This window comes from Solwaraspora sp. WMMD937 (assembly GCF_029581175.1).
In the GTDB taxonomy this organism is placed as follows: Bacteria; Actinomycetota; Actinomycetes; order Mycobacteriales; family Micromonosporaceae; genus Micromonospora_E.
The window spans coordinates 5,111,902-5,126,183 of record NZ_CP120738.1; the positions used below are offsets into that span (position 1 = coordinate 5,111,902).

Genomic DNA, 14,282 nt, shown 5'->3' on the forward strand with positions numbered 1-14,282 from the left:
GGAGCCGGGTACCCGGCCGACGACCGGTCATGCCTGCGACCTGACGCTCGACCGTGAGCCCGGATCGCCCCTGGCTGCCGGGGCCCGGCTCACCCGGTCACCGGACCGACCTGGTGGCCGACCGGTACGCGACGAGCAGCGCCCGCGCCTTGAGCATCGTCTCGTCGTACTCGTCGGCCGGGTCGGAGTCCAGCACGATGGCACCGCCGGTGCCGATGGTGACCCCGTCGCCGGTCAGCACCGCAGTACGGATCACGATACTGAAGTCGGCACCGCCACCGAGGCCGAAGTAGCCGAGAGCACCGGAGTAGATCCCCCGGGCCCGCTGCTCCAACCGGTCGATGATCTCCATGGTGCGCAGCTTCGGCGCACCGGTCATCGACCCGCCGGGGAAACACGACCGTACGCAGTCGACCGCGCCGATCGACGGACGCAGCCGCCCTTCTACGGTGGACACCAGCTGGTGCAGGGTGGGGTAGGTCTCGGTGGCCAGGAACCGGGGGACGCGCACCGAGCCGACCTCGCAGACCCGGCCGAGATCGTTGCGGAGCAGGTCGACGATCATCAGGTTCTCGGCCCGGGTCTTGGGTGAGCTGGCCAGCGTACGACGTAGACGGTCGTCCTCGTCGGCGGCGTCCGCGCGGGCCGAGGTGCCCTTCACCGGGCTACTGCCGACCCGGCCGTCCGGGCGGATGCGCAGGAACCGTTCCGGTGAGGAGCTGGCCACGGCGATGTCGTCCAGCCGCAGGTACGCGGCGTAAGGCGCGGGGTTGATCCGACGCAGCGTCCGGTAGTAGGCCAGCGGGTCCGCGACCGGCGGCAGCCGCAGTTGGTTGGTCAGGCAGATCTCGTAGCTCTCGCCGCGTCGCAACTGGGCGCGCGCCGCGTCGACGTCGGTGAGGTAGTGGCTGCGGTCGCGGGCGGGCGTCACCCAGCGCCACAGGTCCGTCCCGGCGTCCGGTGCCGACGGCCTGTCGGACGGTCCGGACCGCACCGACGACGGCACCGCGCGCAGCCGGGTCGCCGTCGCCGCCAACCAGTCCCGGGCAGCGTGCTGCCCGACGTCGTCGGTGCTCAGCGCCACCAGGTAGGTGCGCCGGCGCAGGTGGTCGACGGCGACCAGCCGGTCGGCGAAGATCCAGATCGCGTCGGGGGTGTCGGCCCGGCGGGCGGTGGTGGGCGCACCGTCAGCCTTCATCTCGTAGCCGAGATAGCCGACGTAGCCGCCAGCGAAGTCGAACGGCAGCCCGGCTGAGGGCAGCCGCCGCCGCGCCAACCGCTGGCGCAGCACGTCGAGTATGCCGCCGGTCTCCTGCCCGATCGGATGGTCCGGCCGGCGCACCTCGACCCGGCCGCTGCCGATCCGGTAGCTGAGCACCTCGGCCAGCGGCCCGTCAGCGTCACCGAGGAAGGAGAACCGGGACCGCCCGGCCGCGACGTCGGCGCCGTCGAGCCAGTACGCGTACCGTGCGTCGGCGTACAGATCCTGGAAGACCGCCTCGGTGTCGATCTCCGCGTCGAGGACCGTCACGTCGCGCCGCCAGCCGGGGTCGGAGGCCGCAGCCTCAGGGGCCGCAGGATCGGGAGCCGCAACGTCAGGAGCCGCCTGCCGGGATCTCACCGCTGCGATGGCGGCACGGCGCGGCACGACCGTCACCGGACGAGCGGCGGCGGTGGCAGTGGCAGGCCCGGTGACCCGGGCCAAGGCCAGGAAGTTGCCGACCAGCTGGGCGCCGTGTTCGCTGGCGATCGACTCCGGGTGGAACTGCACGCCCCAACGGGGCAACCGACGGTGCGTCAACGCCATCACCGTGCCGTCGGCGGCCCACGCGCTCACCATGAGGTCCGCCGGCACCGGCTCAGCCACCCGCAGCGAGTGGTACCGGACCGCCGCGAAACCCTGAGGTATGCCGGCGAACAGTCCGGCACCGGTGTGCCGCACCCGGTCGATTAGTCCGTGCCGGGCCCGCCGCTGGTCGACCCGCGCGCCGGCGTGCAACGCGATCGCCTGGTGGCCGAGGCACACCCCGAGCACCGGCAGGTCGCGACGGCGGTCGAGTAGTTCCCACCCCCAGCCCAGGTCGGTCACCCGGTGCGGCCGACCGGGGCCGGGCGAGATCACCACGCACTGCGCGGCAAGCCGGTCGACGGCGGCAAGCCGGGGGTCGTCGTTGGCCAGCACGGTCGGTTCGCTGCCGGCGACCGCCGCGAGCAGCTGGAAGAGGTTGTACGTGTAGGAGTCGTAATTGTCGACCAGCAGGATCCGCACCGGCTACCTCCCACCGCGTCACGGCACCGGCCGATTGTCCACCATCGGCCGGGACCGTGTGGCGCGGTAGCCGACCTCCGCCGGCCCTAGCCCGGACCGGCATAACTCACCCGTCGGCCTTCGGGGTGGTGTCACCGACCAGTCGTTCGACGGTCGCTGGCGCGTACACCCGGGCGCGGCCGACCAGCGCGACGATCAGCGGAGCGAGAACCGCGGCGAGGCCGAGGACTGCGGCCTGTTGTGCCTCGGTAAGCGGCAGACCGAACGCCGTCACCACGCCCAGCAGCGCGGTGACCGCGGCGGTGATGCCGCCCACCGACCACAGCGGTTCGGAACTGCCCGGATCGGGATTGACGGTCACGGGAAACCTCCTGGTCGAGCGGACACCACGAAGACGCGGCACCGGGCCGGGAGGTTGACCGGCTGGGTTACCCGACGCGGGCCATCCCGCCGTAGCCGAGCTGCCGGGACGGGGTCTGTGCGTCCACGTCGAGACCCGGGTCCGGCCGCCAGTCCGCCATCAGGGTCACACCGGGCTCGACCAGCTCCATGCCGTCGAACCAGGAGGTGATGGTGGCCTTGTCCCGGACGTAGAGGTTCGCTCCGACACCGGCCTGGTAGGCGGCGACCATCCGGTCCACCTGCCCGCGGGTCTGCTCGTCGGCCGTGTCCGCGCTGAGGTGCGACATCGCGATGTAACTGCCCGGTGCCAGCGCGTCCCGGTAGGCCGCGACGAGCCCGGCCGGATCCTCGTCGTCCTGAACGAAGACGAGCAGCCCGCCGAGGACGATGCCCACCGGCTGCGACAGGTCGATCAGCTCGCGGACCGCCGGATGCGACCACACCTGGTCAGGATACCTACCGTCGACCTCGGCCATCGCCACCAGCGGCTCCGTGGCGAGGATGTCCTCACCGTGGACGACAGCCGAGTGGTCGTTGTCCACATAGATCACCCGGGCCTGGGCGTCGAGGGCGTGCGCCACCTCGTGCGTGTTGCCGACCGTCGGCAGCCCCGAGGCGATGTCGATGAACTGCCGCACGCCCTGGCCGACCAGGTAGCGCACCGAACGGCGCAGCCAGTCCCGGTTGCCACGGGCGAGCAGATCGACGCTGGGCAACATCATCTTGATACGTTCGGCCCGCTCGCGATCGATCGCGAAGTTGTAGAGTCCACCAAGGTAATAGTCGTAGATCCGTGCGATGTTGGCGTTCTCCACATCGGCTCGCACATCGCCCGATTGTCCGATAGTTGCCGTCATATCCATGACCCTTCAGCGAGATGACGGACACACCGGACAGGCGCGTCCGCGAACACGAACGGTGGCACGGCAACTATAAATGGCGATCATCGAGTCCGGACAGTGCCACGGGTTTGATACTCCGACACTTCTTCGGCACGGACCGCGACATCAGCGCTGACTCTGCGCCGTACCAGATGCAGCGCCGGCTCCAGACCGGAGGCAATGCCGGCAGCAGTCACCAGGGTCACCGTCATCGACCACCCGGGCGGTTGTTCACCACTGCACCACCGGGCGACGGCGGATCGGCCGCCGCTCGATGTCAATTTCCCGGTCCACGGCCCACCGGCGAACTATCATCACCGCAGGTGATCAGGCACACACTGACGGGTCCGGGTTGGTCCGGCCGGACGCAGGCACGGCGAGGCCACTGCGGAGGCAGGCATGGACGAGACCCGGCCGACGCGCGGCGGGCTGCGTCCGGTCCGTCCCGGCACCCGAGTCGACCGGCTCGAGATCTTCTTCGACCTGGTCTTCGTCTTCGCGTTCTACAACATCGCCCGGGTGACCGCTGGCGAGCTCACCGGCCGCGGTCTCGTCGCCGGAATGCTGATCCTGGCGTTGCTGTGGTGGGCGTGGTGTTCACACCTGATGCTCGCCAACCGGATCCGGCTCGGCGAGGGCATCGCCCCGCTGGTGATGTTCGCGGCGATGGCAGCGGTCTTCACCGCCGCGCTGACCATCCCGCAGGCGTTCACCGACAAGCCGAGCGGCCTGCCCGGTCCGCTGCTGATGGCCGGCTGCTACCTGGTCGTCCGGGGCCTGCACCTGCTGCTGTACGGGCTGGCCCCGGCCGACGACCGGGCCGGTAGTCCCCGGCTGGGTCGGCTGGCGGTCCCTCCGCTGCTCGCCACCGCGCTGCTGGTGAGCGCCGGCGTGGCGCCGTACCTGGGCCTGTCGCCGAACGTCGTGTTCGCGCTGCAGGTCGGCTGTTGGCTGGCCGCGCTGACGGTTGAGTACGCCGCCGGATACCTGCTGGCCACCTGGGGGTGGGCGGTGCGGTCCGCCAACCACTGGGTGGAGCGGTTCGAGCTCATCCTGATGATCGCGCTGGGCGAACTGATCGTGTCGGTCGGCGTCGGCAGCGACCTGATCGCCCGGCCGGTCACCTGGCCGGCGGTGGCCGGCGCGACCTTCGCGGTGGCGATCACCGCCGCCCTGTGGTGGTCGCACTTCGACCTGGTCGCGCCGGCCGCGCTGCAGGCGTTCCATGCCACCAGTGACGGCCGGTCGCGCGCGGCGCTGGCCCGCGACGCGTACGTCTACCTGCACCAGCCGATGATCGCCGGGCTGATCCTGACCGCACTCGGCATGGAGGAGGCGTTGCATCACCTCGGCACCGCCGGGGTCGACCTGTCGACCCCGGCCGCGGCTGCGACCATGCCGTTGGCCTTCGGCGGGGCGGCGCTGTTCTTCGTCGCCCAGGTGGGGTTCCAGGCCCGGATGCTCGGCACGGTCACCGTCACCCGGATCGCGGTCGTCGTCGTGCTGGTCGGGCTCGTTCCGGTCGCCGCCCGGGCGCCGGCGCTGGCCGGCACCGCGCTGCTGGCCGTGGTGTGCGTCGGCCTGGTCCTGGCCGAGCTGGTGCTGCTGCGGAAGTCCCGCCAGCGGCTGCGGGAGGCGTCGATGCACGAGCGGCTGAGCCACGAGGCCCGCGAGTCAGCGTGGCGGCAGCGCCGCTACCACTGAGCGACCGGCGCAGGACCGGTCAGCGGGGGTCAGCGGCGGCGAGCACCACCAGCAGCTCGAACCGTCGGTCCGGGTCGTCCAGGTCGCCGCCGAGCAGCGTCCGCAGCCGCCTGAGCCGGTAGCTGACGGTCTGCGGGTGGACGAACAGGTCGGCGGCGACCGCCGACCTGGACCCCCAGTGCCGCAGCCAGCTGTGCAGCGTACGCAGCAGTCCGTCGCGCTGGGCGGGCGGCAGCGCGGCGAAGGGCGCCAGCCGGCGGCCGGTCAGCACCGCCAGCGCGTCGGGTTGGCCGTGCAGCGCCAGCAGGGTGAGGTGGTCCTCGGCGAAGACGGCGGTACGGTCGACGGGACCGCCGTGGTCGGCTCCGCCGGTCCGGGCGACGGTCGCCGCGAGCTCGGCGAGTCGTACCGCCTGGGGCACCTGCGGCCAGGGCAACGCCGGGCCCACCGTGGCCCGCCAGCCGCGCAGTGCGTCGGCCAGCGCCGGTCGGGTGGTCCGGGGGCCGGCGCGCAGCAGCAGTACGGCGTCGCGGCCCCGGTCGACCACGATCCCGTCGGTACCGAACCGGAACCGTGCGTCGCGGGCCTGCCGGGCCGGCAGCACGACCGGCAGCACGGTGACCAGGTCCCGCCAGCCGGCCCGGGCGGCGGCCGCCGCGACGGTGGCGGCGCCGGCTCCGCCGACCAGCAGCAGTTCGCCGAGCTGCCGGCGGGCCCGGTCGCCCTCGCCGGACTGTTCGCGCAGCTGGCGGGCGAACCCGTCGGTGCCGGCCGCAGCCAACTCGTCGACGAAGCCGGTGACCGCGTCGGCGCAGTCGGCAAGTGCCTCGGCGTCGACCGGTCGCACCGTGGCGAGCGCCTGACCGACCTGACGCAGCAGCAGCCGGCCGGCCACCCGCAGGGCGGCGAGCAGTGCCCGGGGGCCACGGTCCTCCCGGGCCTCGGCCGCGCCGAGCGCGACGAAGACCTCCCGCACCCGGGGCGGCAACGCCGGCTCGGTGGTGCCGACCAGATCCAGAAAGCGCTGGAGGGCCACGTCGACCGCGGTCCGGACGTCGGCCCGGAGTTTCGGGTCGTCGATCCCGACGAACTCAGGGGTCAGTTCGGTCACCGCGGCGGCCACCGTGTCGACCACCGCCGCCAGCCGGGGCCGCATTGCCGGGGCCAGCTCGACGGGTAGCCGCTGCCAGGGGGTGACGGTCACTGGGCGGGCTCGCACCCCGCCACTCTGTCACGTAATGACAATCTAGTGAGAATCCGACCCAGGAAAACGGGTCGACGAGGGCGCACGCAGCCCGAGTTTGTCTCGTGGTGACAATCTAGTCGCCGTTTTCCGCTGCCGGCGGGACGGTGTCCCAGCGCCGGCCGGCGGCGAGGATAGGTTTCTCGCCGCGCACCCCCGGAGGACCGGAGGACCCGCCATGGACCACCACACTTCCCGCCGGCACGTCGTCGACATGTGTCGAACCATGCTGGACCGGGGCTATCTGAAGGCCACCGAGGGCAACGTGTCGGTCCGGGTTCCGGGGCACCGGCTGTACGCCGTCACGCCGAGCAACTACGACTACGACCGGATGCGGATCGAGGACATCTGCCTGGTCGACTTCGACGGTACGCACGTACCCGACGGCACCGGTAGTGGTCTCGCGCCGTCGATCGAGGCCGGGATGCACGCCAACATCTACCGGCAGCGGCCCGACGTCAACGCGATCGTGCACACCCACCAGCCGTACGCCTCGGCCCTGGCGTTCCTGCGCCGTCCGATCCCGGCGCTCACCGACGAGCAGGTGCGCTTCCTCGGCCGCCAGGTGGCGATCGTCGACTACGCCCCGTCCGGCACCGGGATGCTGGCCCGCAACGTGCAGAAGAAGGTGGCCAGCGGCGACAACGCGTTCATCATCGCCAACCACGGGGTCGTCGCGCTGGGGACCGACCCGGACCGCGCGGTGTTCAACATGGCGCTGCTGGAGAAGGTGTCGATCGCCTATCTCCTGGCGTTGACCAGCGAAGCCGGCAAGGTCTACACCATCCCGACCGCGATCCGGGAGGTCGCGTTCACCAAGCTGCGCGCCGACGAGAAGCGGATCGCCGCGCAGATCACCGAGGCGGTTCCGCCGGTGCGGGTGCCCGCCGATGAGCAACTGCCCAGTGCGGACGCGGTGGCGGCGGCGATCGCCGCCGCCGGGCCGCCGGTCGCCGACACCACCACGGCGCTACTCCCGGGCAGCGAGTCCGCCCGACTCGGCTACGCGATCACCGAGTACCTCGACGTCGACGACACGATGCGCCGGCTCAAGGCCCTGGTCGCCCAGCCGGTACGCGGGTTGCGCCACGACGCGATGCTCGACGTGCTCGGCTACTTCAACGACCGGTGCCGGGCCAGCAAGGAGATCACCGACCGGGCGAAGAAGCGCATCCCGGGCGGGGTACAGCACAACCTGGCCTTCAACTACCCGTTCCCGTTGGCGATCGACGCGGCTGACGGCGCCTACCTGACCGACCGCGACGGCAACACCTACGTCGACTTCCTGCAGGCCGGTGGCCCGACGATCCTGGGCAGCAACTACGGCCCGGTCAACGAGCAGGTCGCCGCGGTGGTCAAGGAGTCGGGGCCGGTGACCGGGCTGTTCCACGAGTACGAGCTGAAGCTCGCCGAGATCATCCACCGGTACCTGCCGCACATCGAGATGTACCGGTCGCTCGGCTCCGGCACCGAGGCGGTGATGGCGGCGGTCCGGGGTGCCCGCGCATTCACCGGCAAACACATGGTGATCAAGGTCGGCGGCGCCTACCACGGCTGGTCCGACACGATGGTGTACGGACTGCGGGTGCCGGGGACGTACCGGATGAACGCCAAGGGCATCCCGTTCGGCGCCACCGCCAACACCCGCGAGGCGTTCCCGCACGACCTCGGGGCGTTGCGCCGCAAACTGATCGAGAACCGGGTCCGCGGCGGCACCGCTGCGGTGATCGTCGAACCACTCGGCCCGGAGTCCGGCACCCGCCCGGTGCCGCGTGACTTCAACGCCAGGGTCCGCGCGTTGTGCGACGAGTTCGGCGCGCTGCTGATCTTCGACGAGGTGGTCACCGGGTTCCGGGTCGGGCTCGGCGGGGCGGCCGGCTACTTCGGTGTCACCCCCGACCTGACCGTGTTCGGCAAGGCGGTCTCCGGCGGCTACCCGATGGCCGGCGGCGTCGGCGGGCGGGCCGACGTGATGGCCGTCTTCGGTGCCGGGCTCGACGGACGCGGCGGGACGCACATCCAGGTCGGCGGCACCCTGTCGGCGAACCCGCTGTCCTGCGCGGCCGGCTATTTCGCGATCGCCGAGATGGCCCGGACCAACGCCCCGGTGATCGCCGGCCGGGCCGGGGACCGGCTCACCCGGGGCCTGCAGCGGCTGATCGACCGGTACGGTCTGCCGTACGTGGCCTACAACCAGGGGTCGATCGTGCATCTGGAGTGCAGTGGCGTCATGCTGCTCGACATGCGCAACCCGATCAAGTTGCTCCGGGAGAACAAGTCCCGCAAGCGGCTGATGGAGCAGATGGGTGCAGCGTACACGGCGCACGGCGTCATCACCCTGGCCGGCTCCCGGATGTACACCTCGATGGCCGACACCGACGAGGTGATCGACACCGCGCTGGACCGGTTCGACCGGGTGTTCGCGCAGGTGGAAGGGGTCTGACCCGGTGCCGGCCACGCCCCCGCAGGTTCTCGCGATCGACCTGGGCACCTCCGGGATGAAGGCGGCGCTGGTCGCAGTGGACGGCACGGTGACCGGCTGGGCGCAGCGCCCGGTGCCGCTGCTGATGGTGCCCGGCGGCGGTGCCGAACAGGACCCGCACGCCTGGTGGCGGGCGCTCGCCGAGGTGGTCGCCGACCTCGGCCGGGCTCACCCGGAGCATCTGCGCGCGGTCACCACCGTCTGCTCGTCCGCGCAGGGTGAGGGGACCATCGCGGTGGACGCCGCCGGTGAACCCCTCACCCGCTGCATCACCTGGTTGGACATGCGCGGTGCGGCGCACCTGCGTCGGCAGTTCGGCGGCTTTCCGGCGTACGGCGGGATGTCGGTCCGCCGGATCGTGCGCTGGCTGCGGCTGACCGGCGGGATGCCGTCCACCACCGGCAAGGACCCGGCCGCGCACATGCTGCTGGTCCGCGACACCATGCCCGAGGTGTACGCGCGGACCGCGACCTTCCTCAACGCGCTGGACTGGATCAACCTCAAGCTCACCGGCCGTACGGTGGCCACGGTCGACTCGATCCTCACCTCGTGGGTGACGGACAACCGCCGACCCGACCGGGTCCGCTACTCTCCCGCCCTGGTCGCCGACTGCGGCATCGACGCGGACAAACTGCCGCCGATCGTGGCCTGCACCGACGTGATCGGCACACTGCACCCGGACGCCGCCGCCCACCTCGGTCTGCCGCCGACCGTCAAGGTGGTGGCCGGGGCCATCGACACCACGGCGGCGGCGATCGGCGCCGGTACCACCGCCGACGACGACCCGCACCTGTACCTGGGCACCTCATCGTGGATCGCGGCGCACGTACGCCGGAAGAAGACCGACCCGGTCGCGCAGATCGCCGCCGTGCCGTGCGCGATCGGCGACCGGTACCTGATGACCGCGCTGCAGGCCACCGCCGGGGCGAACCTGACCTGGCTGAAAGACAAGATCGTCGAGTACGACGACCCGCTGGTCGGCGCCGGCCGCCTCACCACCGACGAGACGTCGATCTTCGACGCGTTCGACGCGATCCTGCCAACGGTGCCGGCCGGCGCCAACGGGGTGCTCTACCTGCCGTGGCTGTACGGCGAACGCGCACCGGTCGACGATCCGGACCTGCGTGCCGCGTTCGTCAACATCTCGCTCGACACCAACCGGTCCGATCTGCTGCGGGCCGTCTTCGAAGGCGTCGCGTTGAACACCCGGTGGCTGTCGGCGGCGGTCGACCGGTTCCTCGGCACCCCGGTGAGCTCGTTGACGGTCACCGGTGGCGGTGCCCGGTCGACGGCCTGGTGCCAGATCTTCGCCGACGTGCTCGGCGTCGAGATGCGTCGGGACCCGGACCCGGTCGCGGTCAACGCCCGTGGCGCCGGCTGGATCGGCGCGGTCGGCACCGGGCAGCTGACGTTCGGGCAGATCCCGGCGTTGCTGCGGACCGACCAGGTGTTCGCCCCGACGGCGGCGCACCGCGTCCGCTACGACGAACTCTTCGACGTCTACCGGGAGCTGCACCGCCGACTCGCCCCGGTGTACCGGCGGATGCCCGGTGGTGCACATCGGACCGATCAGCGAAGATGACGGCATGGAACGATCCGGTTCCGCCGCCCGGCACGCAGTCGTCATCGGCGGCAGTCTCGCCGGGCTGTGCGCGGCCCGCGCACTCGCCGAGCACGTCGACCGGGTGACCGTGGTCGACCGGGATCGGTTCCCCGACGCGCCGCAGGTTCGCGCCGGCGTCCCGCAGGCGCACCACCTGCACGTGCTGATCACCGCCGGGCAGCGTGCGCTCGATCAGCTCTTCCCCGGCCTGATCGCCGAACTGCACGCCGCCGGCGCGGTTCGGGTCGACGCGCCGACCGACGTCCTGTACCTGGCGCCGACCGGGTGGCGGGAACGGTTCCCGGCGACCCACCAGCTGGTCGGGACCAGCCGGGAGCTGCTCGACTGGACGGTCCGCCAGCGGCTGGCCGCCGATCCACGGATCCGGTTCGAGCCGTCCCACGACGTGATCGGACTGCTCGGCGCCGACGGCCGCGACGCGGTCACCGGCGTTCGGACGCGTCCCCGCGCGGCGGGCGCGGCCGAGCGGAACCTGCCGGCCGACCTGGTGGTGGACGCCAGCGGCCGCGGCTCACACGCGCCGGACTGGTTGGCCGAGCTCGGCTACGGCCGCCCCGACGAGACCCGGGTCGACTCCGGACTCGGCTACGCGAGCCGGCGCTACCTGCTGCCGCCGGGCGCCAGTAACGGGTGGAAGAACATCGTGGTGATGCCGCAGCCGCCACGCTCTGGTCGGGGCGGGGTGATCTACCCGATCGAGAACGGACGGTGGATGGTGACCCTCGGCGGACTGGGCGGTGACCACCCGCCGACCGATGAGGCCGGTTTCCTGGAGTTCGCCCGGGGGCTGCGCAGCCCGCTGATCCACCAGGCGATCCGCGACGCCACGCCCGACTCACCGATTCACGGGTTCCGCAACACCGCCAACCATCGCCGCCGGTACGAGGCGATGCCACGCTGGCCGGACGGGTTCGCGGTGGTCGGCGACGCCTCCTGCACCTTCAATCCGGTCTACGGCCAGGGAATGGCCGTGGCTGCCCGGACGGCGGTGGTGCTGGCCGAGCAGCTGCGCGACAGCGGTGGCACGCTGGGCCGCGCAGCGCAGGCCCGGGTGGCCGACTGCAGCGAGACCGCCTGGCTGATCGCCACCGGCGCCGACCTGCGGTACCCGACGACCGTCGGGCCACGGCCACGGCGCGGCGGCGGACTGTCCCGCTGGTACCTGGACCGGGCAGCCGACGTGGCCAACCGCGATCCGTACGTGCAGCGCGCCCTGACCGACGTGTTCCACCTGGTCGCACCGTTGTCCGCAGTGGTCCGCCCGGCCGTCGCGCTGCGGGTGCTGCGCGGTCGGCCCGGCCCGCAGCTGGTCGCACCGCCGTCGAGCTGACGCTGCCGACGCGGATGAGACTCCTACAGAGCCGGTGAGCGGTGCCGGCCACGGTCCTGGTGTGGCTGATCACCCGGGCCGCGCTGATGGCGGTCTACGCACAGCTCGTTCCCGGGTTGGACGCCGGTGAGGTGTTCGCCGACGTCGACCTGTACCGACGGTGGAGCGGGCAGCTGCGCGACGGCCGGGTGCCGGGCGCCGACCCGATGTGGCAGTACCCGCCGGGCGCGGCGGCGTTGTTCGTCGCGGTCGGCTGGCTCGCCGAGTCGACGCGGACCGGCTACGCCACGGTCTTCGTCCTGTTCGCCCTCGGCGCGGACCTGGTGGTCCTGCTGGCCCTGATCCGGCTGTCCCGGGGCGGCAACCGAGTTCTCGGCGCGCTGTGCTGGGCGCTCGCCGTACCGTTGCTGAGTCTGCTGACCTACGCGCGGTACGACGTCTTCGTCACCGCGCCGGCGGTGGTCGCGCTGGCCGCCACGGTCCGCCGGCCGGCGCTGGCCGGCGCGACCCTGGCGGTCGGTGCACTGGCCAAGGTCTGGCCGGCGATGTTGCTGATCAGCGCTCGGCCGCTGCGCGGGCTGCGCCCCATGTCGATCGGCTTCGTGACCGCGACGGCCGTGCTGGGCGCTGCACTGACGGTCTCCTACGCCGGTGCCTGGTCCGGTTTCTCGGACAACCAGGTGGACCGCGGGCTCCAGGTCGAGTCGGTCGCCGCCACCCCGCTGGTCCTGACCCGGGTCGCCGATCCGGCGATCGTGGTGGAGTACAGCTACCGGAATGCGGGCCAGTGCTCCGGCCTTCAGGCCGGGGGTGAAGGCCCGCGCTGGGAGGGCCGCCAGGGCCCGAGCAGTGCCCTGACCTGGCCGGTTCTGCCGCTCGATGTACTGCTTCACGATGCTTGGTGGCGCGCCGCCGACGGAGCCCGCGAAGTACGAGCCCGACCAGAGCTTGTTGGCCCGGTAGTAGTGCTGCACCAGGTCGGGAAACTCCTGCCGCGGGCGGCGCGACGAGACGCCCTTGAGTGAGTTGACCAGGCGGGCGACGGCGACTTTGGGTGGGTGGTCGACCAGCAGGTGGACATGGCTGTGGCCGCCGTTGAACTCGACCAGCTCGGCCTCGAAGTCCGTGCACACGTCCCGCATGATCGCCTCCACGCGGGTCAGGTGCCGGTCGGCGAACACCGGGTGCCGGAACTTCGTCACGAAACCAAATGAACATGTATCGCGAAGACGCAGTGCCTGCCGGTGCGGATGTCTTCATGTTCGGCCATAGACCAACACGATATCGTGTGGTTCGTGCAGCTCCGGTACCAGTTCCGGGTCTATCCGACACCCGGCCAGCAGATCGCGCTGGCCCGGGCGTTCGGATGCGCCCGGGTGGTGTTCAACGACGGGCTGCGCCTCCGGCAGACCGCCCACGAGCAGGGCCTGCCGTACGTGTCGGACGCCGAACTGTCGAAGCGGGTCATCACGCGGGCCAAGACGACTCCGGAACGGGCGTGGCTGGGCGAGGTGTCGGCGGTGGTGTTGCAGCAGGCCCTCGCGGACCTCAACACCGCGTACCGCAACTTCTTCCACTCCGTGTCGGGCAGGCGTAAAGGCCGCATGGTGGCGCCGCCGAGGTTCCGGTCCCGTAAGGACAACCGGCAGGCCATCCGTTTCACCCGTAACTCCCGGTTCACGGTGCTGGACAACGGTCGTCTGCGGCTGCCGAGGATCGGCGACCTCACGGTCCGCTGGTCCCGGACACTGCCGTCGGACCCGTCGTCCGTGACGGTCATCCGGGACGCCGCCGGGCGGTATTTCGCCTCGTTCGTCGTGCAGACCGGCGAGGACGAGCCGTTGCCGCCGACCGACGCCGAGGTGGGGATCGATCTGGGGCTGACGCACTTCGCGGTCCTGTCGGACGGCACGAAGGTGGCCGCGCCCAGGTTCCTGCGCCGCGCGGCCCGCAGGCTCAAGCGGCTGCAACAGGCCCTGTCCCGTAAACAGCGGGGCAGCAACCGCCGTGGGAAGGCCGTCGTGAAGGTCGCCAGGGCGCACGCCCGGGTGGCCGACACCCGGCGGGACTGGCAGCACAAGCTGTCCACGACGATCATCCGTGACAATCAAGCGGTGTACGTCGAGGACCTGTGTGTCGTCGGTCTCGGCCGGACCCGGCTGGCGAAGTCCGTCCACGACGCCGGATGGTCGTCGTTCGTCGGCATGCTGGAGTACAAGGCGGCGAGGGTGCGCCACGAGGCGCTGAGTAACCGTACGGAGGTGAGAGACCATCGTCGCGTGGCTGTCGCAGCAGCCGCGTGGAAGCTGGGGGCAGTCTGATCCGGGGGGTGCCGGGGAGGGCGGGA

The 14,282-nt window shown here is 71.6% G+C and carries 9 protein-coding genes and 2 pseudogenes; 6 read left to right on the forward strand and 5 right to left on the reverse strand.

Translation table 11 applies throughout. The features are described 5' to 3' along the window. Positions 1–97 precede the first annotated feature (97 nt). The 3 genes from pabB to O7621_RS22595 form a co-directional block, all read right to left on the reverse strand. Positions 98–2,269: an aminodeoxychorismate synthase component I gene (pabB, locus tag O7621_RS22585; RefSeq protein WP_282231117.1), complete on the reverse strand. Its 2,172-nt coding sequence runs from the start codon at positions 2,267–2,269 to the stop codon at positions 98–100. A gap of 106 nt (positions 2,270–2,375) precedes the next feature. Further along, positions 2,376–2,630 (reverse strand): hypothetical protein, encoded by a 255-nt coding sequence (locus O7621_RS22590; protein ID WP_282231118.1) that lies wholly within the window; start codon positions 2,628–2,630, stop codon positions 2,376–2,378. A gap of 67 nt (positions 2,631–2,697) precedes the next feature. Continuing rightward, a complete protein-coding gene (locus O7621_RS22595; protein WP_282231119.1) occupies positions 2,698–3,498 on the reverse strand; it encodes an SAM-dependent methyltransferase in 801 nt (266 codons plus the stop codon). Between the two features lie 453 nt (positions 3,499–3,951). On the opposite strand from O7621_RS22595, the gene O7621_RS22600 reads away from it, so the two are divergent. After that, on the forward strand, positions 3,952–5,256 hold the full coding sequence (locus tag O7621_RS22600; RefSeq protein WP_282231120.1) for a low temperature requirement protein A: 1,305 nt from the start codon (positions 3,952–3,954) through the stop codon (positions 5,254–5,256). Positions 5,257–5,275: 19 nt separating this feature from the next. Here O7621_RS22600 and O7621_RS22605 read toward each other — a convergent pair whose 3' ends face one another. Continuing rightward, positions 5,276–6,475 carry a PucR family transcriptional regulator gene (locus O7621_RS22605; protein WP_282231121.1) on the reverse strand — a complete coding sequence of 400 codons (1,200 nt, stop codon included), beginning with the start codon at positions 6,473–6,475 and terminating at the stop codon, positions 5,276–5,278. Between the two features lie 202 nt (positions 6,476–6,677). On the opposite strand from O7621_RS22605, the gene O7621_RS22610 reads away from it, so the two are divergent. The 4 genes and pseudogenes from O7621_RS22610 to O7621_RS22625 form a co-directional block, all read left to right on the forward strand. After that, positions 6,678–8,942 (forward strand): aminotransferase class III-fold pyridoxal phosphate-dependent enzyme, encoded by a 2,265-nt coding sequence (locus tag O7621_RS22610; protein ID WP_282231122.1) that lies wholly within the window; start codon positions 6,678–6,680, stop codon positions 8,940–8,942. Between the two features lie 4 nt (positions 8,943–8,946). After that, entirely contained in the window at positions 8,947–10,563 is a 1,617-nt protein-coding gene (locus O7621_RS22615) for an FGGY-family carbohydrate kinase (RefSeq protein ID WP_282231123.1), read from the forward strand. A gap of 4 nt (positions 10,564–10,567) precedes the next feature. Next, positions 10,568–11,935, forward strand: a complete 1,368-nt coding sequence (locus O7621_RS22620) for an FAD-dependent monooxygenase (protein WP_282231124.1) — start codon at positions 10,568–10,570, stop codon at positions 11,933–11,935. 206 nt (positions 11,936–12,141) lie between these two features. Next, positions 12,142–12,597: pseudogene (locus O7621_RS22625) on the forward strand (glycosyltransferase 87 family protein); the annotation flags it as partial. Between the two features lie 207 nt (positions 12,598–12,804). Here the strand turns inward: O7621_RS22625 and tnpA are convergent. Continuing rightward, a pseudogene (gene tnpA / locus O7621_RS22630) lies at positions 12,805–13,205 on the reverse strand (IS200/IS605 family transposase); the annotation flags it as partial. Positions 13,206–13,230: 25 nt separating this feature from the next. Here tnpA and O7621_RS22635 point away from each other — a divergent pair. Then, positions 13,231–14,256 (forward strand): transposase, encoded by a 1,026-nt coding sequence (locus O7621_RS22635; protein ID WP_282231125.1) that lies wholly within the window; start codon positions 13,231–13,233, stop codon positions 14,254–14,256. Positions 14,257–14,282 lie beyond the last annotated feature (26 nt).

Excerpts from the sequence above, each read along its gene's own strand:
- O7621_RS22620 (WP_282231124.1), top strand. The coding sequence starts at position 10,568 with ATGGAACGATCCGGTTCCGCCGCCCGGCACGCAGTCGTCATCGGCGGC.
- O7621_RS22610 (WP_282231122.1), top strand. The coding sequence starts at position 6,678 with ATGGACCACCACACTTCCCGCCGGCACGTCGTCGACATGTGTCGAACC.
- O7621_RS22600 (WP_282231120.1), top strand. The coding sequence starts at position 3,952 with ATGGACGAGACCCGGCCGACGCGCGGCGGGCTGCGTCCGGTCCGTCCC.